This is a genomic window from Myxococcus sp. CA051A, assembly GCF_013336705.1.
Lineage (GTDB): Bacteria > Myxococcota > Myxococcia > Myxococcales > Myxococcaceae > Myxococcus > Myxococcus llanfairpwllgwyngyllgogerychwyrndrobwllllantysiliogogogochensis.
In genome coordinates, this window is the sequence record NZ_JABUMS010000007.1 from 503,682 (window position 1) to 526,164 (window position 22,483).

18 protein-coding genes are annotated in these 22,483 nt (G+C 69.3%); 10 read left to right on the forward strand and 8 right to left on the reverse strand.

Annotated elements, in window-relative coordinates; genetic code table 11:
• Window positions 1-78: 78 nt before the first annotated feature.
• Window positions 79-1,173 (forward strand): LysR substrate-binding domain-containing protein, encoded by a 1,095-nt coding sequence (locus HUA74_RS45790; protein WP_254625180.1) that lies wholly within the window; start codon window positions 79-81, stop codon window positions 1,171-1,173.
• A 15-nt stretch (window positions 1,174-1,188) separates the two neighbouring features.
• Here HUA74_RS45790 and HUA74_RS22780 read toward each other — a convergent pair whose 3' ends face one another.
• The 4 genes from HUA74_RS22780 to HUA74_RS22795 all read right to left on the reverse strand — a co-directional run bounded on the left by HUA74_RS22780 (window position 1,189) and on the right by HUA74_RS22795 (window position 4,465).
• On the reverse strand, window positions 1,189-2,772 hold the full coding sequence (locus HUA74_RS22780) for a CBS domain-containing protein (RefSeq protein WP_371817293.1): 1,584 nt from the start codon (window positions 2,770-2,772) through the stop codon (window positions 1,189-1,191).
• 89 nt (window positions 2,773-2,861) lie between these two features.
• The gene (locus HUA74_RS22785) at window positions 2,862-3,035 is read right to left on the reverse strand and encodes a hypothetical protein (protein ID WP_174456191.1); all 174 of its coding nucleotides are present in this window, start codon (window positions 3,033-3,035) and stop codon (window positions 2,862-2,864) included.
• Window positions 3,036-3,353: 318 nt separating this feature from the next.
• Window positions 3,354-4,037 (reverse strand): hypothetical protein, encoded by a 684-nt coding sequence (locus tag HUA74_RS22790; RefSeq protein WP_141647784.1) that lies wholly within the window; start codon window positions 4,035-4,037, stop codon window positions 3,354-3,356.
• Between the two features lie 137 nt (window positions 4,038-4,174).
• On the reverse strand, window positions 4,175-4,465 hold the full coding sequence (locus HUA74_RS22795) for a hypothetical protein (protein ID WP_174456192.1): 291 nt from the start codon (window positions 4,463-4,465) through the stop codon (window positions 4,175-4,177).
• Between the two features lie 136 nt (window positions 4,466-4,601).
• Between HUA74_RS22795 and HUA74_RS22800 the strand changes: the two genes are divergently transcribed.
• Both HUA74_RS22800 and HUA74_RS46435 read left to right on the forward strand, forming a co-directional pair.
• Window positions 4,602-5,555, forward strand: coding sequence for a hypothetical protein (locus tag HUA74_RS22800; RefSeq protein WP_174456193.1), 954 nt, complete (start codon window positions 4,602-4,604; stop codon window positions 5,553-5,555).
• Entirely contained in the window at window positions 5,552-6,526 is a 975-nt protein-coding gene (locus HUA74_RS46435; RefSeq protein WP_141647786.1) for a zinc ribbon domain-containing protein, read from the forward strand. Before HUA74_RS22800 ends, HUA74_RS46435 begins: the two co-directional genes overlap by 4 nt.
• 157 nt (window positions 6,527-6,683) lie before the next feature.
• On the opposite strand, the gene HUA74_RS22810 is transcribed toward HUA74_RS46435, so the two are convergent.
• Window positions 6,684-8,084 carry a serine/threonine-protein kinase gene (locus HUA74_RS22810; protein WP_174456194.1) on the reverse strand — a complete coding sequence of 467 codons (1,401 nt, stop codon included), beginning with the start codon at window positions 8,082-8,084 and terminating at the stop codon, window positions 6,684-6,686.
• A 142-nt stretch (window positions 8,085-8,226) separates the two neighbouring features.
• Window positions 8,227-9,405, reverse strand: a complete 1,179-nt coding sequence (locus HUA74_RS22815) for a serine/threonine-protein kinase (protein ID WP_174456195.1) — start codon at window positions 9,403-9,405, stop codon at window positions 8,227-8,229.
• 231 nt (window positions 9,406-9,636) lie between these two features.
• Between HUA74_RS22815 and HUA74_RS22820 the strand changes: the two genes are divergently transcribed.
• The 5 genes from HUA74_RS22820 to HUA74_RS46440 all read left to right on the forward strand — a co-directional run bounded on the left by HUA74_RS22820 (window position 9,637) and on the right by HUA74_RS46440 (window position 15,628).
• Window positions 9,637-10,008: a helix-turn-helix transcriptional regulator gene (locus HUA74_RS22820; protein WP_141647789.1), complete on the forward strand. Its 372-nt coding sequence runs from the start codon at window positions 9,637-9,639 to the stop codon at window positions 10,006-10,008.
• A gap of 81 nt (window positions 10,009-10,089) precedes the next feature.
• On the forward strand, window positions 10,090-10,527 hold the full coding sequence (locus tag HUA74_RS22825; protein ID WP_174456196.1) for a helix-turn-helix domain-containing protein: 438 nt from the start codon (window positions 10,090-10,092) through the stop codon (window positions 10,525-10,527).
• 147 nt (window positions 10,528-10,674) lie between these two features.
• On the forward strand, window positions 10,675-11,052 hold the full coding sequence (locus tag HUA74_RS22830) for a response regulator (protein ID WP_141647791.1): 378 nt from the start codon (window positions 10,675-10,677) through the stop codon (window positions 11,050-11,052).
• Window positions 11,049-13,604 (forward strand): response regulator, encoded by a 2,556-nt coding sequence (locus tag HUA74_RS22835; RefSeq protein ID WP_174456197.1) that lies wholly within the window; start codon window positions 11,049-11,051, stop codon window positions 13,602-13,604. Before HUA74_RS22830 ends, HUA74_RS22835 begins: the two co-directional genes overlap by 4 nt.
• The gene (locus HUA74_RS46440; RefSeq protein WP_174456198.1) at window positions 13,601-15,628 is read left to right on the forward strand and encodes a response regulator; all 2,028 of its coding nucleotides are present in this window, start codon (window positions 13,601-13,603) and stop codon (window positions 15,626-15,628) included. The genes HUA74_RS22835 and HUA74_RS46440 overlap by 4 nt, the downstream gene beginning before the upstream one ends.
• 66 nt (window positions 15,629-15,694) lie before the next feature.
• Here the strand turns inward: HUA74_RS46440 and HUA74_RS22845 are convergent, their stop codons facing one another.
• Both HUA74_RS22845 and HUA74_RS22850 read right to left on the reverse strand, forming a co-directional pair.
• Window positions 15,695-17,266: a hypothetical protein gene (locus HUA74_RS22845; RefSeq protein ID WP_174456199.1), complete on the reverse strand. Its 1,572-nt coding sequence runs from the start codon at window positions 17,264-17,266 to the stop codon at window positions 15,695-15,697.
• Between the two features lie 286 nt (window positions 17,267-17,552).
• Window positions 17,553-18,980 (reverse strand): hypothetical protein, encoded by a 1,428-nt coding sequence (locus tag HUA74_RS22850; RefSeq protein WP_174456200.1) that lies wholly within the window; start codon window positions 18,978-18,980, stop codon window positions 17,553-17,555.
• 334 nt (window positions 18,981-19,314) lie between these two features.
• Here HUA74_RS22850 and HUA74_RS22855 point away from each other — a divergent pair, with 334 nt between their 5' ends.
• Window positions 19,315-20,763: a hypothetical protein gene (locus HUA74_RS22855; protein ID WP_174456201.1), complete on the forward strand. Its 1,449-nt coding sequence runs from the start codon at window positions 19,315-19,317 to the stop codon at window positions 20,761-20,763.
• A 124-nt stretch (window positions 20,764-20,887) separates the two neighbouring features.
• Window positions 20,888-22,480 (forward strand): hypothetical protein, encoded by a 1,593-nt coding sequence (locus HUA74_RS22860; RefSeq protein WP_174456202.1) that lies wholly within the window; start codon window positions 20,888-20,890, stop codon window positions 22,478-22,480.
• The last annotated feature ends 3 nt before the right edge of the window (window positions 22,481-22,483 follow it).

Below are 22,483 nucleotides of genomic sequence, written 5' to 3' on the forward strand. Positions count from 1 at the left end.
CCCGAGCGCTCTCTCCGAAGCCATCCGTGGACCGGGCGGGCGAGCTCGCGCCACGCGGGGCCTCGGACGCCGTGAGACTTGCGGGGCCTGCCGTGCATCCGGTTCGCGCGCGGCCAGTACTCCCGCTGGGAGTTCGAGCGGGACGCTGAGGAGGTGCTCGTCGAGGCGGACGGGCGGCTGTCGCTGAATGACCAGGGATTGATGGTGGACGCGGCGCTGGCGGGCGTGGGGCTCGCGGATGTCTTTGAGGCGCGGGTGACGTCGCTCCTGGAACAGGGGCGACGAGTGCGAGTGCTGGAGGATGGGTGTCCCTCCTACGCGGGGTTCTTCTTGTACTCCCCGAGTCGGCGTCAGCTGCATCGACTTCCTCCGGGCGCCGGCTTGAGCATGGGCGCGGGCGTGACTGAAGATGGAGGGATGTCGAGCGACTTCAAGCGGCTTCTGGACAAGGCCTGGGCGTGGTTGGGTCCGCTGCCCGAAGAGGAGTTGCCGCCGTGGTCAGAGAGCATTGTCCGCCAGGTGGACATGAAGGGATCGATGTCGAGCGACTTCAAGCGGGGACAGTCGGAGCTCTTCACGGGGTTGCTGCCTCGCCCTGAGGGGGCGCCGTGGACGAAGTACACGACGGTGCCGGTGAACCTGAACGGCGTGCTGCCGACCGACTTCAAGCTGCGTCTGGCGGAGACCATCGCGTGGTGCCTGCCTCGTGCCGAGGCGGCTCGGGCAGGGGACACGACGCGCACTGCGGAGCTGATGCCGCCGGTCTGCGGCCATGATGGAGACACCTTTCTGGACCTGGTGCTCAAGACTCCGGATGTCCCCAGGGAGGCGGTGGGCTTCATCACCGAGAGACGTCGTGAGGCACTGGCGCGGATGAACATGCCGCTGCCTCCGCTCGGAGATCTTGCCGGTGGATGGGTGTTCGCGACCGATTTCAGCACCGACATCTGTGGCGCCGCGACGGCACCCTCGAATGGCTTCTTGGACGACTACGACGTTCCCGGCTGGGACACGTGGTTCGCGCACCAGGAAACAGGAGAGATGGGCGGCATCATCTACGGCTGGGTGCCGCCTGCCTTGCTCACGTTGGCTGAGAAGGGGTTCTACGTCATTCCCGTCACGAGCGCGTGGTGGCTCAGGGATGAGGACCTGCGTCGCCTCATGTCGTCATGACGAGGCGAGCGGAGGTCAGCGCAGTCGGGACCAGAAGGAGCGACGCGAGGAGATGCGCTCCAGTGCGCGCTGAAGCGCTTCGTCGGCGTCGGCGTGTTTCGCGATGTCACCCATGGTGACGATGCCGATGAGGCGGTCATCGCGTTCGACGACGGGGACACGGCGAATCTGTTCGCGGGCCATGATGTCGACGAGGGTGTGAAGCGTCTCGTCGGGTGTGGCGGCCGGGACGTCATCGGTCATCACATCCGAGGCGCGCAGTTGCTCGGGCGGCTGTCCACCCGAGAAGGCCTGGATGGCGATGTCCCTGTCGGTGACGATGCCTTCGAGACGGCCGTGCTCGTTGACGATGGGGATGACGCCACAGTCCTCTTCCTTCATCAGCCGAGCGACCTCGCGCAGCGAGCTGTCACGTCGCGCGGTGCGCACGTTGCGAGTCATCACCTCGCGAGCGGTCAACGGCTCGCGTTGCCACCTCCTCCGCTCGGTCTCGGCCAGAGGCGACGCTCGGAAGTCCTGGCTGCGGTCCTCGCGAATGTGGTCGGCGGCGCGCGTGCGCTCTTCACGCTGTCGCTCGTCCTGACGCGAACGCTCATCGGACGGAGCCCTCCGTGGACGGGCCTCGAAGTTGAACTCCTCACCCGGCGAGACTTCCCTCCGCGAGCGCACCTCGGGAGCGACAGGCTCCTCGCGTGACGGAGTGCTTCTGCGCGAACGAGCATCGAAGCTGAACTCCTCGCCCGGCGAGACTTCCCTCCGCGAGCGAACCTCGGGAGCGGCAGTCTCCTCGCGCGACGGAGTGCTCCTGCGCGAGCGAGCCTCGGTGCGGAAATCCTGGTCCGGTGTCACATCCCTCGACGAATAGTCCTCGGGCGGGCTGAGCTCCCGCTGCGTTCGCGGCTCCCTTCGCGAGCGGTCCTCGAAGCCACCGCGCTCCCGACGAGTCTGTTCCTCCCTCCACGCGCGGTCCTCGCCGCTCTCCACCAGCGGCTGCCTACCCGAGCGCTCGCTCAACTCTCCGCGGGAGCGCGCTTCACGCCGGGCCCGGTCCTCATCATCCCACGCCTGGCCGCCGTACCCGGTGCGGTCCCACGCGCGGTACTCCGCTGGCTGGGGCGCCAGCTCCCGGTCGTGTTCCCCCATCAGCGGCCGTGGCCCGATGCCCGTGGCATAGCGGTCGTCGCGGTCATCGCGCCCGTACGGCCCACCCCGCACCCCGCCACTCGCCCAGGCCGCGCCACCCCGGTCCTCCACATCGGTCCGAGGCTGCGCCATGCGCTGCGAGGCGCCCCGGTAGAAGCGTCCCTCGCGCACGGAGGGCGACTCGTCCCGCGCCGGGTTCCAGCCCGACACATCCGACTCGCCCCGCTCCCGCGAGCCAGGAGGCGCCGCATCGGCTGCCCGAGCCGGCTCCGTCCCCAGTCCAGGCCGAGAAGGCCCCAGCGTCTCACCCTTGCCGTTGTCCATGCTTCGATGCGCCATGCCGCGAAGGCTGGAGACGCCCCCGGTCCCCACCAACCAACCCAGGTGCCCCAAGGGCGAGGACTGTTCGCTCCATGGCAGCCCCGCCGCCGCGAGCGCCCACGAGCGAACATCCACCCCGCCTCGAACCCGACACCCCGCAACGAAAAACGCGTGCCCTCGGATGAGGACACGCGCCGGTACAGCGACACGAAGGGCGACCGCTCTCAGCAGCAGGGGTCGTTCTTCTCCTCGCAACAGGCCTGCGTGGTGGAGACCTGGGGCGCCGTGCTCTGCGTCTCGGTGGAGGACGTGGACGTCGCCGCTCCATCGCCTCCGTGGATGCGAGCGAGGTCCTTCACGAACAGCTCCTTCAGGGTCTTCACCTTGTGGCTCTTCATGATGCATCTCCCGTCGAGGTGTGAAGCCGGCCGCCGAAACCGGCCGGCGACGTCAGCCTAGGTCTCGCCACGGAGCGCGGGAAGTGTCTCGTGTTTCACGCTGCACCGTGTCTCAGCGCCCACGCGGAGACACTGAAATGTTCCAGCTCACCAGCGCATGACACAGCGCGACGCGCTCGCATTGTCACACCGGAAGGCGCCTTGCGTCATCGCTCGACGGCCCTCCCGGGCCCCGGACGAGCACACGCCCCAGCCCCTCGGGCCCGCGCGCGTCCTGAAAGTCAGACGGCCCGGAGCATGTCTGTCTTCACGACGGCGTCAGTGGACCGCCCAGCGCTCGGCGATCTCCTCACAGGCGAGCACCACGTCCGTGAGCCGGCGGATGTGCGCTCGAGGCGCGGTGAAGATGGTGCCCGCGAACACATCCACCACCTGCACCATGCGGTGGTCCGACGGACCCAGCTGGCACAGGTGCTGCTCCGCGAAGCGCTGCAACATCGTCCCGATGTACTGCCCCGAGCGCTCATCCAGCGGGTGGTGCTTGGAGAAGTAGAGCTTCATCAACCCCACGCGCGGGTTGCCGTGGCGGTCCATGCGCTGGAGGATGACCTCGGGGCGCACGCTGATGGTGACGCCCGCCATCTCCAGGACAGGCGGCTCGGCGCCCACGGCGCTGACGATGGTGTCCTCCAGACCGAGCCACGGCACCACGTCCGCGAAGCGCTCCAGCGCCTCGGAACAGAGGTGGAGCCGCTGCGCCTCGAACTCCGACTGCGGCACGCTGCACGCGAAGCGGCGCTGGTGGTCGCGGAGGATGGCGGGGTCCAAATCACGACAGAGGAAGTCGGTAATCGCGTGAGACGCCTCGGGATAGCGCAGGTACTGCTGCTCGGGTGGATGCTTCTGGTCGTAGATGATGCGCTTGCGACGAGCGGGGGTCGCGATGAGGTACTCACCCAGCTTGTTCACGGACACACGCGGCAGCTCACGGACTTCCGCCATGGAGTTCCTCCCCCTGGATGCTGGCGAATGAGCACACAGTACAGAGGGGGGCTGACATTCCGTTGACGGCGTGAGTGATTGAAAACAGGGGCCTCACCGCGCACGTAGGGCCGTCGCGGTGAGGGCTGGCCCAGACGTCAGTCCTTCTCTTCCTCCAGGCTGCCGGGGAAGGCGGTCCAGTAGAGGTCGGGGAGCGGGTTGGTGCCGGCGTCGCTGCGAGGGCCGTCACCGTCCGGGATGTCGTCGAGGATGGCGCCCGGGGTCCTCTCCGTCGGGTCCATGGGTTGGGCGCGCCGGTCCTTGTCCGGAGTGTCGCGGTCAGGCTCCGTGTCCTCCCCTGGCGCGTCCTGGTGGCGGGGCCCGGTGGGGCGCCCGTAGTAGTCCTCGGCGGGTTGGGGAGCGGGCTGTCGTCGCTTGTCCTGCGCCATGGTGGAATCCTCCGCCTGGATACGGTCGTGACGGGGAATGCGTACCGCAACCCGGCTATCGTTCCGGGCCGGAGTCCGGGGGGCAGGCGAGCAGGCGCGAGGGGCGCGCTCCCCTTGAAGGAAGAGGAGGGTGCCGATGCCCGAGGGGCGTGACGAGCCGACCGCGACGTTGACGGAGCCTCGGCTCCACCTGGGGTGCCAATCCTGTGGGGCCCAGTTGGTGTTGGAGCCGTCGCTGCGCACCACGCGGTGTCCGTACTGCGCGGCGCCGTCCGTGGTGGAGCGGCCGCCGCGGCCCGGGGTGCCGGAGCCCGCCTTCGCGCTTGGCTTCGCGCTGACGCACGCGGCGGCGCGGGAGAAGGTGTCCCGGTGGTTGCGCTCGCGCAGTCGCTTCACCCGCAACGGCATCCGGAGCGCGGAGCCGGGGGACGTGCATGGCCTCTACGTGCCCGCGTTCCTCTACAGCGCGCTGGCGAAGTCGAGCTTCCAGGCGACCATCGGCGAGCACTACCAGGAGCGGGAGAGCTACACGACGACGGAGAACGGGAAGACGGTGACGCGCACGCGCACGGTGACGCGCACCGAGTGGCGGCCCTTGCAGGGTGAGCTGGAGGGCTACGTGGCGGACGTGCTCGTCACGGCATCGAATGGCTTGCGCAACGAGGAGCTGGAGGCGCTGGAGCCCTTCGACTTTCGCGCGCTGGCCCGCTACACGCCGGCGCTCGTGTCCGGGTGGGTGGCGGAGGAGCCCTCGCTGACGAGGGATGCTTGTCTGGAGGGCGCGCGCCAGGAGGTGGGCGAGCTGATGTTGAACAGGCTCGGGGCGCTGATGCCGGGGGACACGCACCGGGATGTGAGCCACGACACGCGGTTGGATTGGGAGTCGCTGGACGTGTGTCTGTTGCCCGTCTGGGTGTTGCCCGTGCGCTACGCGGAAGGGGAGGAGCCCCTGCGAGTGCTCGTGAACGGGCAGACGGGGGAGGTGCATGGGAAGGCGCCTCTCTCGACGTGGAAGGTGCTGGCCGCGGTGCTGGTGGGAATCCTGCTGGTGTTGGGGGTCGTGCTGTACGTGGGGGGAGGAGTCGGATGAGCGAGGCCGCGCGGGTGGCAGCGTGTGAGCGGTGCGCGTGCGAGCTGGAGGCGGAGGACCTGCGCTGTCCCATCTGTGGACTGGCGACGCCGCCTCCCGAGCGAGCGGTGGCGACGCGCGAGCGGGCGCGGGTGGTGCGCTGCGAGAGCTGTGGGGCCGCGGTGGAGTACTCCGTGGAGGCGCGGGCGCCACGGTGTGCCTACTGCGGCGCGGTGACGCATGTGGAGATGACGGTGGACCCGGTGGACCAGGCGCAGGGGTGGTTGCCCTTCACCGTGGACCCGAAGGCCGCGAGCGAGGCGCTGGGGCGCTTCCTGGGGCACAAGGCGTTCTTCCGGCCGTCGGGCCTGGCGAAGGAGGCGTCGCTGGAGTCGATGCGTCCGCTGTGGTGGCCGGCGTGGGTGTTCCAGGCGGGTGTGGCGGTGAGCTGGACGGCGGACTCGGACGCGGGGGCGCGGCGCTCGGATTGGGCGCCGCATGCGGGACGCACGCGCCTGGACTTCACCAACATCCTGGTGCCGGCGTCGCGAGGGCTGAAGGTGAGCGAGTGCGACACGCTGACGCCGCGCTATCGGTTCGAGCTGGCGGAGAACGAGGGGCGCGGGCCGGAGGAGGCCAGCGTCGAGCGCTTCGAGGCGACTCGCTCGGGAGCGCGGAAGACGGTGCTGGCGGCGGTGGAGCGGCTCGCGAGGGAGCATGTCCAGGAGAGTGGAGACATCCCCGGGAGCCGCTTCCGGAATGTCCATGTGGCGGTGGCGCTCTCCAGTCTGCGCACCACGCGGTGGGCGCTGCCTGTGTATGTGCTGGCCTATCGCTATCGCGGCAATCCGTACCGGGTGCTGGTGCACGGACAGGATGCGGAGCTCGTGTTCGGAGAGACGCCCCTCTCCAAATGGCGCGTGCTGGGTGTCGTAGTGGCGTTCCTCGCCTTTATGGCGGCGCTGCTGTTCTTCACGGGAGGGCTGTCTTAGCGGGTGAACGGGCTGGACCACGGAGGTCCAGCCGATAGGTCACCTGCGGAGTGGAGCGCGAGGGCTCACTGCTCGGAAGAGTCGTCGTCGCGCGAGGCATCGTCGGAAGTGCCCGCGCGCGAGTGCGCACTGCTCAGAAGTGTCGTCGCGCGAGGGCTCACTGCTCGGAACTGTCGTCGTCGCGCGAGGCATCGTCGGAACTGTCGTCATCGCGAGAGGCGAGGTCCGAGCTGCCTTCCTCGTGCGAAGAGTCATCGGTCATGTCGTCCGTGCGGGAGTCCCGCCGCCCGTCCGCCTCCTCCGCGAACGAGCGAGTCACGCCCCGAAGCCCCGGCACGCCGAACACCCGCGCTGCCTCCTCCGCCAGCGCCCCAGCGGCATCGACCTCCTCGGGTCCGGAGGGCGGCACCGAATCCGCCACACCGGGCTCCAGTGGAACGGACGCCTCCTCCGCCGTCAGGTCCTCCGGATGCAGGCCGCCCTCGAGCAGCTCCGCCTGATTGCGCCGGCTCGTCGCCTCCATCGCCACGCGAGCCACCTCCTCGGCCGTCGCGTGCCGCCCCTGCCCCGGCGCATGGATGCTCAGCCACCCACGCAGCACACCCCCCATCTCATCCGCCGTCTGGAACCGGTCCGCAGGCTCCCTGCGCAGCGCGCGCAGCACCACCGCCGCCAGTCCCTCCGGCACATCCTCCACGAGCCGCGCCACCTGCTCCGGCTCCAGGCTCTGCATCCGCGCGGCCACTTCCTCCACCGGCATCCACGTGGGGCCCTGCGCCTCCAACTCGAGCCCCTCGGGCAGCGGCGGGGGCGCCGTGTCCTCCACCGCCAGCGGGTGCCGCCCCGTGAGCAACTCCAGCAACACCAACCCCAGCGAGAAGATGTCCGAACGCGCATCCACCGGCGCCCGCACCAGGGCCTCCGGTGACGCATACGCGATGTCGCCCTTCACCAGCGGGCGGCTCGTCTCCTCGCGTCCCTCCAGTCGCGACGCGGCCACGGTGAAGTTCGTCAGCTTCACATCCCCATGGGTCCCCACGCGGATGTTGCGCGGGCTCACATCGCGATGGACGATGCCCAGCGGCCGGTTCCAGTCATCCACCGCGCCATGCGCGTGGTGGAGCGCGTCCGCCACCTCCGCCACCACGAACGCGGCCAGCGGCGCCGACACCGGCCTGCGCCGCATCGCCGTCAGGTTCAGCAGCGTGTCCAGCGAGCGCCCCTCCACGTACTCCATGACGACGTGGGGCGCCCCCCGGTACAGCTTCATCTGGTGCACCTGCGCGATGTTGGGGTGCTTGAAGCGGAACGTCAGGCTCACCTCCTCCACCAGCCGGCGCCGCTCCACGAAGGTGGCCGGGCTGCGCAGCCGCTTCACCACCACGAGCCCGCTCTGCCCGCCCCGGTAGCGACGGCGGGCCAGCATCAACAGCTCTCCGGTGGAGCGGACCTCCAGCTTGCGGACGAACTCGAACACCGTGCCGCCCACGTTGAACAGCACCCGGGGCCGGCGCGGTCCTCCGGGAAGATCCTCCGTCGTCGTGTCGGGCGTCGTCATGGCCTGCCTTTAAACCTGGGAAGTGGTGGGACTGCTACAGGATGCCTGAGGTAACACGAAAGGCAACCCATATGGAATGTCAGAGATTGACTGACAGTTGATGGACCTCTGGAGTTGGATGCCAAAGAGGCGGGGGAGCGCCTCAGTCGTCGCGCTTGCGCCAGGGCCGCAGCGCGCCGCTCAGGACGTGCATCCGCCTGCGCAGCCAGGACCGCCAGGGGACGGACGTCGGGGCCGCGGGCTCCGTGGGAGGTGTGCCCGGAGGACCCGAGTCCGAGCCCGCCCCGGGCCTGTCCTCCCGGCGCATCCACTGGCGAAACTCCCGCGCCTCCTCGTCTCCGTCGAAGAGCGCCTCGTCCTCCTCGGTGACGGCCTCGTGGGGAGGGCGGGGAGGAAACAGCGGCTCGTCCCAGGAGCTGTCCGCCTGCTCCAGCGCCGCGCTCAGCGCCCCACACAGCTCCGCGCCCGTGGGGTAGCGGCCCGCGCCGTACTTGCTCAACAGGCGCAGCACGATGGCATCCAGCACCGGAGGGGCGCGCGGGTTGAGGACGGAGGGCGGCTTGAGTTCGGCGGACTCGATGCTGGCCAGCAGCGCGGAGGGCGGCAGGTGGGCGCGGTAGGGGAAGACGCCCGTCAGCACCTCATGGAAGACCAGGCCCAGGGAGTACAGGTCATCGGTGGGCACGAAGCGATAGCGCGAGCCCGGGATGCGAGGCCCCAGCCAGAAGCGCAGCGCCTCCGGGCTGCGGTAGCTGGGCGTGCCCGGAGGCAGGCGGTCCTCCGTCAGCGACGGCGCGCACGCATGGTCCCCCGAGCCGAAGTCCACCAGCACCGGCTGACCATCCGAGGCGCGGACGATGATGTTGCTGCCCTTGAGGTCGCGGTGGACGACGCCCGCGCGGTGGATGGCGTCCAGCGTGAGGGCCAGCGAGGCGAACACCTCCGTGGCCCGGCGCGGCGTGGCCTGGGGACTGGACGCCCACCGCGACAGGGTGGGGCCCTCCACGTAGTCCATGATGAGGTAGAGGTAGCCGCGGTGCAGGTCCGGCCACCGCAGGTAGCCGAGCAGCTCCACCACGTTGGGATGGTCCAGGTGCATCAGCAGCCGGGCCTCCCGCTGGGTGCGCGCGTCCACCCGGGCCTCGTCGTTCTCGGAGGGGCCCTCCAGCGCGAACTTCAGCGCCACCGTGCCGCGCGTCTGGGTTTCCGCCAGGAAGATGGCCCCATAACCGCCGGTGGCCAGCCTCCGGATGATGCGCAGGGCGCCCAGCTCTTCAAAGGGCTGCAGCAGCAACGGGTGCGTCGATTCGAGGTCGCTCATCGCCCCGTCCTCCCCTGGCTGGACCGACCCGCGTGAGGTGCGCGGAGTGAAGGACCTTCAAGGTTGAGCTCCAGACGGCGGATTCGAAACGGGAGGTGCATGTGTGGCCTATGGATTGGACCTTGGAGGTCATTAGCACGGCGGACGCCTTTTCGGGTAGTCTCCTGCCGTGTGGGGTAGGGTTCAGGACAGGTGACGTGGTAGGGAGACTCGAAGAGAGGCGCGAGGACGATGAACCAGGAACTGGCCATCACCGTGGGCGCGGCGGCGAGGGCGGCGCGGGCCCGGCTGGGGCTCACCCAGGCGGACGTGGCCGAACGGGTGGGCATCGCGATGGAGGTCTACAGCCGCATGGAGCGGGGGCGGGTGCTGCCCAGCGTCACCACGCTGCGGCGGTTGTGTCTGGTATTGCGCATGGACGCGAACGCGCTGCTGGGATTGGCGGAGGGCCTGCCGGTGGCGCCCGGCCCGTCCGTGGCGACGCGCTCCGAGGACCCGCCCGCCCTGCGTCGGCTGGTGAGGGCGCTGCGCGCGTTGGGGCCAGACGAGCTCCGGGCCGTGGTCCAGCTCGTCCACGGCGCGCTGGGGTTGCTGCGCCGCTGAGCCCCGAGCGGGAAGGTGCTTCCGCGCCGGGGGGACGGGAAACTTGCGCCAGGGAGCGGCCGTGCGACGCTCCCGGCCATCATGCGTGAGCCCGTCGACCACAAGCTCGCGGCCATCCTGGGAGGAGCGGCTCGCGTCGCCCGCCTGCGATTGGGCCTGACCCAGAGCGACGTGGCCGAGCGCGTGGGCATGGCCATGGAGGTCTACAGTCGGCTGGAGCGGGGGCGAATGTTGCCCCGTACCCAAACGCTCAAGCGGCTGTGTGACGTCCTCCAGGTCTCCTCGGATACGCTGCTGGGTGTGGGACGGGGCGGTGCCTCGCTCACGCCGGTGGCCTCCCGGAAGCCTGAGCGGGAAGACCCACTGGAGCTGCGCCGGATGACTCGCAAGCTGCGGGAGCTGGAGCCGTCCCAGCTCCGGGCGGTGTCGCGCGTGGTCAACGCCGTCGTCGCGGTGATGCCGCCCGTGGCGCCGGCGAAGCCCGTGCGCGCGGTGCGCCGTCGCAAGGCCACCGGCTAGGCAGCCCGCGGCGCGGGGCTGGGAATGCGGTGGGGCCGGGTGTTGAATCCTGGCCGGGCCGTCATCCGTCAGGGCCTTGGACGGACGTCCAGTCCCCCGCACCTCTCACGTGCGGTACCACCGTCATTCATTCCAGGAGGCCCGCCCGTGACGACGCTGCGCAAGGTGATGCTGGTGGACGATGAGGAGGACATCCGCGCCATCGGCAAGCTGAGTCTGAGCCGGGTGGGGGGGTGGGACACGGTGCTGGCCGCGTCGGGGAACGAGGCGCTGACAAAGGCCGCGGCGGAGCAGCCCGACCTCATCCTGCTGGACGTGATGATGCCCGGCATGGACGGGCCCACCACGTTCAACAAGCTGCGCGAGCAGGACGCGACGTCGCGCACGCCCATCATCTTCATGACGGCGAAGGTGCAGAAGCAGGAGGTGGCCCGCTACCTGGAGCTGGGTGCGGTGGGGGTCATCGGCAAGCCGTTCGACCCGATGACGCTGCCCAAGGAGATTCGCAAGCTGGTGCCGGAATGAGGGGCTCCCGCCTGTCCAAGCGCTCGGTGGCGCTGGCGGTGGGGGCGCTGCTCACGCTGTGCGCCCTGTTCGTGGTGGGCCGTCCGTGGGGGATGGCGGAGAGCGACGGATATCGCACGCGGCTGCAGCAGCTCCGCCTCGCCAGCGCGGAGCTGGAGCAGGACGTGCTGCGCGCGCGGTTGGGGCTGCCGGAGCTGCATGGCTCGGAGAGCTCCGCCTTCGAGGCGCTGAAGGCCCGCGCCGAGACGCTGCGCGACGTCCCATCCTTCCTTTCCGAGGAGGAGCGGCGGGTGATGGCGGCCTCGCTGGAGGCATACCTGCGCGCGCTGGAGGACAACCGGGCGCTGCTCGTGCGCTCGCGGCAGGCGCAGGCGCGGGGGGAGCGGCGCGAGGCGGACGTGGCGGTGCAGGCGTTGCTGGAGCGCTCCGCCAGCGCGCAGGCCGAGCGGCTGGTCACCACGTTCCTCCAACTGCATGAGCGGGCGCAGCTGAGCAACGAGCGCTCGCGTGTCGTCTTCTTCGCGGTGTCGCTGGTGCTGGGCGCGTACGTGGTGGTGGTGCTGGTGCGGCTGTCGCGCGCGTCGGGTGAGCTGGCCACGCTCAACGAAGTCCTGGAGAAGCGGGTGGAGGAGCGCGGCCAGGCGCTGCTGCTGGCGGGCGAGGAGCAGCGCACCACGGAGGCGCGCAAGGCGGCCATCCTGGAGGCGGCGCCGGACGGCATCCTGCTGGTGGATGAGGCGGGGCGGCTGTTGGAGTTGAACCCCACGGCGGAGCGCGTCTTCCGGCTGAAGGCGTCAGAGGCGGTGGGGCGGGACTTCCTGGCGCTGGCGCTGCCCGCGTCCCTGCCGGCCGGCAAGCGCGAGGACGTGGCGGCGGCGCTGCGCGAGGCGTCGGGCAACGCCACGCGGTTGGAGTCGCCGTGCCTGCGCGCGGACGGGAGCATGTTCCCCGCGGAGCTGACGCTGGCGCGGGTGCCGGGAGAGGGCCCGGCGCGCTTCACCGCCTTCGTGCGCGACATCACCGAGCGCAAGGAGGTGGAGCGGATGAAGAACGAGTTCGTCTCCACGGTGAGCCACGAGCTGCGCACGCCGCTGACGTCCATCCGGGGTTCGCTGGGGCTGCTGGAGGGCGGCATCGTCGGGGAACTGCCGGAGCAGGCGCTGGACATGGTGCGCATCGCCCGCTCGAACACCGAGCGCCTCATCCGCCTCATCAACGACATCCTGGACCTGGAGAAGATGGAGGCGGGCAAGCTGGAGCTGAAGCTGGCGCCGCTGGAGGGGCCTGAGCTGGTGGATGCGACGTTCAGCGGCCTGCGCGGCGTGGCGGACGCGGCGGGGGTGGCGCTGCGCGCGGTGGTGGAAGATGCGCCCCGGGTGAAGGGGGACAGGGACAGGCTCATCCAGGTGCTGACGAACCTGGTGTCCAACGCGGTGAAGTTCTCCCCGCGCGGGGCGGAGGTCGCGGTGCACGTGCGACTGGAGGCGCCAGGCCGGGTGCGCTTCAGCGTCGTGGACCGGGGGCCGGGCATCCCCGAGGTGCAGCGGGGGCAGTTGTTCGCGCGCTTCCATCAGCTCGACGGCTCGGACACGCGCTCCAAGGGCGGTACGGGGCTGGGGCTGGCCATCTCCCAGGCCATCGTGAACCAGCATGGCGGGAGCATCGAGGTGGAGAGCGCACTCGGGACGGGCTCCACGTTCACCTTCACGCTGGACGCGGCGCGCTCGGTGTCGGGCTCGCATCCGGTGGTGGGCGCGTCGGTGAAGGACTCCTCCCGGTACAACGTGCTGGTGGCCACGGCGGACACGGAGTTGTCCGCGTTGTTGCGTGGGTTGCTGTCGCAAGAGGGTTACCGGGTGGTGCGGGCCGCGAGCCTCGCCGAGGCGGCGAAGGTGCTGGAGGAGACGCCGCCGGACGCGGTGGTGCTGGACACGCAGATGCCGGATGGGCAGGCGTTGGACTGGGTGCGGAGCCTGCGCGAGCAGCCGCGCACGCACGAGCTGCCGGTGCTGGCGGTGTCGGGACGCTCGGCGGAGGGCGAGGGGGTGGGGACGCCGCTGTGGGTGGACTGGATGTCGCAGCCCTTGGAGGAGTCGCGGCTGCTCAGTGCGCTGAGGCACGCCATGCGGCGACCGGGGCAGGCGCGGGTGTTGGTGGTGGACGACGACGTGGCCACGCGGCGGGTGATTTGCGCGCGGCTGGAGCGGCTGGGGACGGTGCAGGTGTTCGAGGCGGCGGATGGGGAGAGCGCGGTGGCGTTGGCGCGCGAGACGCCGCCGGACCTCATCGTGTTGGACGTGGGGTTGCCGGGGCTGGATGGGTTCGAGGTGGTGGATATCTTGAGACAGGGGCGGGGGCGGGCCACGCCGCTCATCGTCTTCACGGGCAGGGACTTGTCGCGCGCGGACCAGCGGCAGTTGACGCTGGGGATTACGCGGCATCTGAGCAAGGCGCGCTCGTCGGAGGAGGAGCTGGTGGCCTCCGTGCGCGAGCTGCTTCATGAGCTGCTGTCCCACAAGGACGGCGGCCCGGAGAAAAGGGCTGTGTCATGAACGACGCCAAGACGCTCCTGTTCCTCGAGGACGACAAGGACTTGCAGACGCTGGTCTGTGCGTTCCTGCGGGAGAAGGGGTTCCGGGTGGAGTCGGCGCGCACGGCGGCGGAGGCGCGCACGTTGCTGGCGAAGATGCCGGTGGACGCGGCGATTGTGGACGGGTTGTTGCCGGGGGTGACGGGGGCGGACTTCATCCGGGAGCTGCGCAAGACGCAGCCGGACCTGCCGGTGTTGTTCGCCTCGGCGTTCTGGAAGGACTTGAAGAGCCACGAGCTGCTCACGCGGCAGTTGCGGGTGGCGCGCATCATCCACAAGCCCTACCGGCCGGAGGAGCTGTACCTCTGGGTGAATCAGCTCTTCACCAAGGCGTTGCCGCCCGCGCCGCCGGGGCTTCGGGCGTTGGCGGACGTGGACCTGGTGCGCGACGAGCTGGCGGCGAGCCTGGTGGCGTTGAATCAGGAGTACGGCTCGCGGCTGAAGGACAAGGTGGGGGGGCTGGAGGTGCTGCTGGGTGAGGCGCGGGTGGGGCGGCGGGAGGTGTTGGAGGAGGCGACGCTCGTCGTGCACAAGCTGCATGGGACGGCGGGCAGCTATGGGTTCACGGAGGTGAGCCTGTCGGCGGGGCGGCTTGAGGACGTGCTGCGGTCGGCGAAGGACGTCTCGCGGTTGGACTGGGGCGTGGTGGACGCGGCGTTCCGGGAGCTGGCGAGGACGGCGTCGGTGCCGGTGAAGTCCGCGCGCAAGGAGGGCCCCGCGGCGGTGTTGCCGACGGAGGGTGTGTTGTTGGTGGTGGACGAGGACGCGCGGGTGTTGGCGGAGGCGGAGCGGTTGGGGCGTGCGCACGTGGTGCGGGTGTTGCCGGCGCGGACGGCGAGTGAGGCGGTGGCGGTGGCTCGCAAGCAGTGGGTGGATGGGGTGCTCATCCACATGCATCTGGGTGGGGAGATGGGGGGCATCCAGGCGGCGCATCAGTTGCGGTCGGTGGAGGGCCTGGGTTCATTGCCCTTGGGTTTCACGGAGGCGGCGGGAGGGTTGGAGGACCGGGTGGCGGCGGCGCATGCGGGGGCGTCGTTGTTCCTGCCGAGGCCCTTCACGGCGCAGGACTTCGCGGCGGCGGCGGAGCGGATGGTGGCGGCGCGGCGGCCGGAGCGGGCGCGGGTGTTGGTGGTGGACGACGACCCGGAGGCGATTGCGGCGTTGGTGCACTCGCTGGCGAGCGAGCAGGTTGAAGTGGTGGGGTTGGGGGATGCGCACCAGTTGATGGAGGCGTTGGCGGAGCATCGGCCGGACCTGTTGTTGTTGGACGTGCAGATGCCGGGGCCGAGCGGGTTTGATTTGTGTCGCATCCTGCGGTCGACGCCGGCGTGGCAGGAGTTGCCGGTGTTGTTGATTACGGCGCACCTGGGGTTGGAGTTCCGGCTGGCGGCGTTCCAGGCGGGGGCGGACGACTACATCTCCAAGCCGGTGTTGAAGGAGGAGTTGAGGGCGAGGGTGCAGGCGCGGCTGGAGCGGGCGCGGCTGTCGCGGGAGCGGGCGGAGCGGGATGCGTTGACGGGGTTGTTGTTGAGGCGGCCGTTCATCGAGGGGCTGAGGGCGAGGCTGTCGGAGGCTCAGCGTCAGCAGCGCCCGTTGGCGTTGTGTTTCCTGGATGTGGACCACTTCAAGCGGGTGAATGACCGGTATGGGCACCTGGCGGGGGACAGGGTGCTGACGCGGCTGGGGCGGTTGTTGGGGGCGCGCTTCCGGAGGGAGGACGTGCGAGGGCGGTGGGGCGGGGAGGAGTTCGTGGTGGGGTTGTTGGGGGAGACGAAGGAGCGCGCGAAGGCGATTCTGTCGCGGACGCTGGCGGAGGTGGCGGAGATGACCTTCGACGGCGACGGGGGCGAGTCCTTCGGGATTACGGTGAGCGGCGGCATCGCCGAGGCGCCCGGAGACGGGGCGACGATGGAGGAGCTGCTGCGCGCGGCGGATGCGCGGCTGACCCGCGCGAAGTCGAACGGGCGCAACCGCATCGAGGTGTGAGCCAGGGTCGCTGGGAATCCGCGCCAGGCACCGGGCCCCCGGAAGTAGGGGCCCGGCCACCCGAGGTCAATCGGGTGAATAGGCGTCGCGGTGTCTGGCCTCGATGACGCCCGGCAGCGGCTCGAACTTGCCATTCGTCCGGGCGAGGTAATCGAAGGTCTCGCTCGTCCATCCTTCACCCCCGTAGGCTTCCATCAGGGCGGAGCCCACCTCGGCGGGGGTCTTGGCGTTGGCGAGGGCATCGATGAGCCTGTTGGGGGGGAATGTGTCGTCCTGTCCCCGCCGCGATTCGCCCTTGTGCTCTTTCTGCCAGTTCTCGACGTACTTCTTGGCGCGGTCCGATAGCGCCATGGCGTCCTCGGCATTCAACGTCAACAGGACGTCGTTCTCCTTGTCGAACGCGGACTGGTCCACCTCCGTGTTCTCCTTCGATTGGAAGTTGCGCGCGAACTGCTCCTCGACGTCGCCCTTCGCACCCTCCAGGAACAGGGAGACCTCGGTCTTGGACGTGTCCTCGGTGTTGTCCGCGTTGAAGTGCTGTTCGATGCGCACGGGCGTTCCGTTGTGCAGCTTCGCGTCGAAGGACCTGTCGTAGGAGCCGTCGGCGTAGGTCGTCTTGACGTACTCCAATCGGGTGTCATTGATGTTCACCGAGGCTTCGAAGGGGCCAAGCCCCACGTCGAGGCTGGTGGCGGACTCGGCATTGAGCTTCTCCACCGTGGCCGACTTGGCGACGCCCGGGCCGTCCTGGGCGGGGAACGTGCCGTCCTTCAGGAACTGCTCATACGCCGCCTTGCCCTCCGGCGTGCCGACGTCGAACTCGGCTGTCTTGAGCCGGAAGGTCTCCAGGCTCTTCGTGTTGCCCACGCCGATGCTTGCCGGACCAACACTGAGGCCCAGGCTTCCGCGGCTCTCGACGGCCTCCGTAGGACCCGCTGTCACCTGGATGGTGGTGGGCCCCGTCTTGTCGACGGAGAACGAGTTTCCCTTCCCTTGGGTGAGGCCCGACTCGGCGCTGATGCCCCTGAAGGCGCCGCTGAGCGTGGTGCCACTGAACCGCGAGTCGTTCAGGGTGATGGAGGTGCCCTCGGGCATCGTCTCCGGCCTGGCGGGGTCCGGCGTGGGGATTTGCTTGTTCTTCAGCTTCTCGTACTCGGCGGTCGGCATTTTCAGCTCGTACTCGGCCTTCACGCCGTAGGTCTTCTCGACCCCGAACTCGAGCTGCTTCTTGTTTTCAATGCTGGCGCCGCCCGAAACCGCCATTTCGGTTTCCATCGTCACGGTGGTGATGCCTTCCGCCTCCTTGACGGAATCCGTCTTCTCGTAGGTGGCGCTGCCGCTGAAGGGACCCATCGGCGGGTTGGTGAGCTCGAAGGCTCCGGGAGGCAGCTCGGTGCTGGTCTCCGCGAGGCTCGAGCCGAGGATGCCTGCCTTGCCCAGGGAGGGCGGAGGCGTCGTCTGGCCCGTCAGATTGAGCTTCGCGCCGATTCGATTCGCCGGCTCGAAGGAGTCGACGGGAGCAAGGGGAGCAGGGGGCGGAGGAGGGGGTGGCGGCGCCGGGGGCGGGGCCGTGGGTGCCTGGGTAGCGTTCGTGGTGTCGACGGCGCCAGGGGGACGAAAACGGATGCCAAAGCTCAAGGGGGAATCTCCGTGCGGCGCGCGGATCTGGGGGGTGATGCCCGCGCTTCCTGCCCAGAGGAGCGGAACCGTGACGACCTGGCGCATTTCCCCTGCATTCAGCGCGCGCTTTCGGCACGAACGCCCGGAATCCAAGGGGTTGCGCGAGCCAGGGCGCGCCGCAGGTATCGACCCCGCCCATACCGCCTTCGACTCGCTGCGAGCTTTCCTCCAGAGTCTCTGATTCAGTCCTCACGCCAAGGCCCGAGAACCAGGCCTTGGGGCACCCGCGCTCAGGTCGCGACGTCTACTTCCACTTCCCGAAGGAGACGGTGCTCTTGAATCCACTGACCACGGAGTCCTTCATGTCGCCGGCTGTGTCCTTGGCGCCCTCGTAGATGGCCTTGGACTTGCCGGCGGCGACCGCCCAGCTGTGGCTCTCCCGGATGTCAACCATCCCATCCACTCCGCGCTCCTTCAGCTTCTTCGTCTCACTGACCACGTCATCTGCCTGTTCGACCAACGGTGACATGTCGCCCGGGTCGTTCCAGACAGAGACGGTTGCCTTTCCATTCTTCAAGGCCTGGATGACCTCCGGAGAGGCGTCCTTGATGTCCTTGTATCTCGTGATGAACGACACCGGCCTCGGGGCATTGTCGGTGATGTGTTGTTGCATCGCCGCCGCGGTGTCGCTCGTCAGCGCTCCGTCAGGAGTGTTGATACCCATGGTGGCATTGGGGAGCTTGTCGCCCAGGGCCTCCCGAATCCACGCCGCCTCGTAGGGGTTCACGCTGAACATCAACCGCTCGCCCGGGATGCCGGAGTCCACTATCTGCTTCACCATCTCCGTCACGGCGGCCTTCTTCTTTATCGAATTCTCCTCAATCTCCTGCGGAGTAGCTCCACCTTTGAAGGCATCGAGCTTGACGTCTACCTTCACGCCCACCCCCAGCGCCTTCCCTTTCGCGAGCCAATCCTGAAAGGAGAGCTTGGGGTCGTACTCGTCATGGTTCATCTCCATGCCACCGTCTTTCTTCATCTGGAGATCCCCCTCGACCCAGTTCTTCCCCTCCTTCACGGCCTTGTTGAAGTCATGCTGCGTGTTCGTCGAGTGGGCGTTGTTGGCCTCGGAGAGCTTCTGGCCTGGTTTCCATTGCCCCTGATAGTCCAGCGGCTTGTGCTCCCTCTGGATCTCCTTCGCGGCCTTGTCCTTGCCGGACGCCTGAAGCTCGGTGACGGTCGCCCCGCCTAGCAAGACCGCGCCAATGGGGTTCTGGGTCTTCATGTCCTGCAGCACATCGTCGAACTGGTTGAGCTGATTGCTGTTGGGGAGGCCATCGGCCAGCGCCTTGCCCAGGGCCTTCTGCCCCTCCGGCCCCGCTCGCTCCGCCACCGCCGCCAGCGCATTCAGGCTGTCGCGGGTGATGCCGTTCTTCTTGCTGTCATCCTTGTCCTTGCTGACCCGGACGCCCAGCTCCACTCCCACCTGCTGAAGCGTGGGCTGCGTCATGCGAATGAGTCCATTCACATACGCCGTGTCCAGTGCCGGTTGCGCCTGCACCAGCTCTTGCAACTTCGTGGTGGCCGCCTTCGCGCCTCCCGTGCGGTATGCGTCCGACACCTGCTGCGCATGTTGTTGCGCGAGCGGGGGCACATCCATCGGGAGGATGTTGGGCCCCTTCCCTGGCGCGGTCACGAACTCGTCGCGCGTGGGCATCCCGGTCGGACCTTGCACGGGGCCTGGCGGGGGTTCCTGTGGCGGAGGCGGGGCCGGGGGCTCGGTCTTCAGGGGCTGTGCGACCACGGGGGCCTGACGTCGAACGCTGTCGTACCAAGACATGGTGGGGGGTCTCCTGGGGGGCGTGGGGGATGGGCTCTCCAAGGGGAAGAGGCCCTCTCGGAGCAGGTGGCGCATTCCTGTCGCGTTTTTCTCTCCCGTGGCCGCCCCAGGCCCGGGAGCAGGACCTGGGCACGAGAAGGGTCCGTCCCTCGCGGCCCCAGCGTGTCGGACCGGGCTGGGAACCTCTGCCCTTCTCCATCCCCAGCCGGGGCGTTCATGGGAGGCGTCGATGTTCGCGCGTCGGAGTTGGGCCGTCGTGTTGCCGCTGCTGCTACCCGGGGTGGGGTGGGCCGAGGAGGAGGTCGCCCCTGGGCACTGGGAGCAAAGGGAAGCCGCCATTCGCGAGCTGGAGCAGGCCCTGACGCCCGAGTCTTCCAGCGGGGGCGCGGAGGCTCAGCCCGAGGAGGAGTCCACGCCACCGCCCGCACCCGACTCGATATCGCGGTGGACGAACGCGCTGCGCATGGAGGCCACGACGTGGACCTTGCTCCCTCGAAGAGGCGCGGGCCGCGACGAAGGCTTCGTGCAGGTGGAGCCCGGGTTTGTCTTCGACAAGGGCGAGTCGTTTCGTCTCAACCTCGGAGCCCCGGTGCGGCTGCGGCTGTGGGGTGGCGGCGAAGGGGCGGGCTTCGTGAGGAAGGAGGACTGGGACACGCTGTCCGATTGGGGCCAGGTGGTGCGCCTCTTCTCGGTGGGCGGTGACACACCCGACTCCGTGTGGGTGGGGATGCTGGAAGGCTACTCCCTGCTGTCGGGGCACCTGGTGCGGCGCTACAGCAACCGAGCCAACCCCGACTATCACCCGGCCGGAGTGGTGGGGACGGGGACGCTGGGGCCGGTGTACGCGGAGGCTTTCGTTTCGGACCTGCTGGGCGCTCGTCTGATGGGGGCGGAAGTCGCCCTGGACCTGCAGCATGTCCTCTTCGGCCGCCCGCCTGTTTCCGGGCGCTACACGCTGGCGCTGTCGGCGGTACATGACTGGGGGAAGGGGGGAGGCACCTCGAAACCCCTGACGCTGGCGCACCTGGACGGTACCGCCGTGGTGATGCGGCGTCGGAGCAGGGACACGGGCCTGGAGTTGCACCTGCTGGGAGGTTGGGGCGGGCGTCCCGGTGAAGGCGGCGCGTGGGGCGCGGTGGCGGGCCTGGGAATGGAGGCGGTGTCGCCGATGCTGGACGTGCGAGCGCGCCTGGAGGGGCGCCTTCAGCGCGGAGGCTTTCGGCAGGGCGCCTTCGGCCCGGACCACGAGCTGGCGCGCTTCCAGGTGGCGGGCGCGTCCTCGGTGCCGCTGGCGGAGGCGTCCTTTCCGGAGGGGGCTTCGGCCTACGGTGAGGTGATTTTCGGCTGGGATGCGGTGCGCCTGGATGGCCTGCGGCGGCGACACCTCTTTGTCTCCCTGGGCGTGGAAGCCTTCACCTGGGGACGGGTGGATGTGGATGGGCGCGTGGAGACACACCTCTTCCACCAGGACTTGAGTCTGGGCGTGGGGGGACTGGCGACAGGCATGGGACAGCCGGGCGCGCGCTACCTCGTCTCGGGTGAAGCCCGGTGGCGGTTTCTCGGAGGGCGGCTGTTCGCGGTGGGGCAGGGCGGCACGCTGCTGTTTCCTTCCCCGGAGGGGACGCTTCGGCCAGGGGCCTTCGCGGCCTTGGGAGTGGGGGTGGATGATGAGCGCTGAGTGGCTGCCGTGGAGAGGAGCCCGTCTGGTGTTGGCCCTGGTGCTCCTCATCGCGGGGTGTGCCTCGCGGCCCACTCGGGCTGATTCTGGAGCCACCCTTGAATCCCGCTCGGGTCGGGCGCGCATGTTGGCGCTGGGGAACAACGCCGTCGCGCCAGAGGACACCTCCGACCTCGCGGCCGAAGTCGGGCCGCTGCTGCATCGCCGTCGAGCTCCGTCAGCGACGACCCCGGGCGCGGGTCGCAACGGAGGTGAGACGTCGCCCCTGCCCATCGTCGACCTCATGGACGCCTGCGGAGACGTGCCCTCTGGCTGGCCGCGCCTGTCCACGGATGAGGAAGTGCTGGCGCCCTTCCTGGAGTGCCTCACTCCAGCGGCCTTCCTGGCCTTCCAGCGCACGGTGGACATGCCCCGGCTGGTGGAGTCCCTCTCGGCCTGGAATGCCGTCCGGCTGGGCGCCCTGGGCCCGTTGGAAGCCGAAGCGGCCAGCGTCCTTCTCAAGAAGCGTGTCGTCTTCCTCTCCACCGCCGCCGAGAAGTACGGGCCAGGGCAGGCGGAAGTCCTTGCTCTCTTCGTCTTCCACACCACCTTCGACGATGAGGCGCGAGACGTGCTGCGCCTGCTGGCCGAGGACAGGCTGCTGAAGCGCGCCCTGGGGGGCATGGCGAGCGTCCATGCGGAGTTGTTGGCGAGGGGGCTCGACCTGGAGGACTTCCCTGAGAGGGGCTTCCTCGCCAGCGACCTCGCGCGAGGGTTGGGGAAGGCCACGGATGACGTCGCCTCCTCCATTCCCCTCGTGGGTGGAAGCCGAAGCGTGGAGGCCTCCTTGCCGCCTCGGCAGCTACCGCCCCCGTACCGTGCGGCGTACTGGGAGGTGGAGAAGGCGCAGTACCTGGGGGCCTTCGCACCGGGCAACGTGGCCTTGGCCTCGTTCGACCACCTCACCTTCGGCGTACCCCTGGGCTTCTACTTCCTGGCGGCCGGGACGGTGCAAGGCGGGGTCTCCCTCTCGAAGGGCGAGTACGAGGAGGCCACGCGGCGGCTGGCGCCCGCGGCCCTCATGGTGGGCCTGTACTCAGGAGGAACGGGTGCGCGCGCCTTCCGTGAAGCCGGCCTCGCCAGGAAGGAGAGGTCACGGCTCGATGCGACAGTGCCTCGCGTAGAGGCGCTAAAGGCCGTGCTCGACAGGTTGGAGGCGCGGGCGGGGGCGGGCTCCGTGGGGGAGTTGGCTTGCCACTTCCAGCAGAGTCGGGAGGCGGCGCTCCTGGTGGCGGAGTGGGGTGAGGCCGGCGCGCTGGCCCTTCACGAAGCACGCGGCAATCTGGCTCGAGCGCAGGCCACGTTGGCGATGCGGCATGGCGAGCCTCCGAGCGGCACGTCAACGAAGGGCGGAGCAGGGAAGAGCGGCGGCAGGCCCTCGCCGCCACCCGAGTCGGCCGGCATCCCCGCGGAGGTGGCCGAGGCGAAGTTCCGGCAGGTGGAGGCCGAGGCTGGGGGCGCCCGGCTATCGACGGACGTGGCTGCCCTGAAGAAGCATCGCGAGGCGCTCCTGAGAACCGCGCCTCTTGGCGCCGACGTGCATCCGCTCTGGCTCGATTACCTGTCCTACCTGGAGAAGAGGGCCGCGGAAATCGAGCAGGGCATCGCGTCCAGAGGGCCGCTGCCGTGGTCCAGCTATCAGCTCGTGCGCGAACTGATGCACTTGAGCGCTCCGTGAGGA

Bases quoted from the DNA above. Each gene is read 5' to 3' on its own strand.
- HUA74_RS22785 (WP_174456191.1), bottom strand. From the start codon at position 3,035: ATGAAGAGCCACAAGGTGAAGACCCTGAAGGAGCTGTTCGTGAAGGAC.
- HUA74_RS22790 (WP_141647784.1), bottom strand. From the start codon at position 4,037: ATGGCGGAAGTCCGTGAGCTGCCGCGTGTGTCCGTGAACAAGCTGGGT.
- HUA74_RS22795 (WP_174456192.1), bottom strand. From the start codon at position 4,465: ATGGCGCAGGACAAGCGACGACAGCCCGCTCCCCAACCCGCCGAGGAC.
- HUA74_RS22800 (WP_174456193.1), top strand. From the start codon at position 4,602: ATGCCCGAGGGGCGTGACGAGCCGACCGCGACGTTGACGGAGCCTCGG.
- HUA74_RS46435 (WP_141647786.1), top strand. From the start codon at position 5,552: ATGAGCGAGGCCGCGCGGGTGGCAGCGTGTGAGCGGTGCGCGTGCGAG.
- HUA74_RS22810 (WP_174456194.1), bottom strand. From the start codon at position 8,084: ATGACGACGCCCGACACGACGACGGAGGATCTTCCCGGAGGACCGCGC.
- HUA74_RS22815 (WP_174456195.1), bottom strand. From the start codon at position 9,405: ATGAGCGACCTCGAATCGACGCACCCGTTGCTGCTGCAGCCCTTTGAA.
- HUA74_RS22820 (WP_141647789.1), top strand. From the start codon at position 9,637: ATGAACCAGGAACTGGCCATCACCGTGGGCGCGGCGGCGAGGGCGGCG.
- HUA74_RS22825 (WP_174456196.1), top strand. From the start codon at position 10,090: ATGCGTGAGCCCGTCGACCACAAGCTCGCGGCCATCCTGGGAGGAGCG.
- HUA74_RS22835 (WP_174456197.1), top strand. From the start codon at position 11,049: ATGAGGGGCTCCCGCCTGTCCAAGCGCTCGGTGGCGCTGGCGGTGGGG.
- HUA74_RS46440 (WP_174456198.1), top strand. From the start codon at position 13,601: ATGAACGACGCCAAGACGCTCCTGTTCCTCGAGGACGACAAGGACTTG.
- HUA74_RS22855 (WP_174456201.1), top strand. From the start codon at position 19,315: ATGTTCGCGCGTCGGAGTTGGGCCGTCGTGTTGCCGCTGCTGCTACCC.
- HUA74_RS22860 (WP_174456202.1), top strand. From the start codon at position 20,888: ATGTTGGCGCTGGGGAACAACGCCGTCGCGCCAGAGGACACCTCCGAC.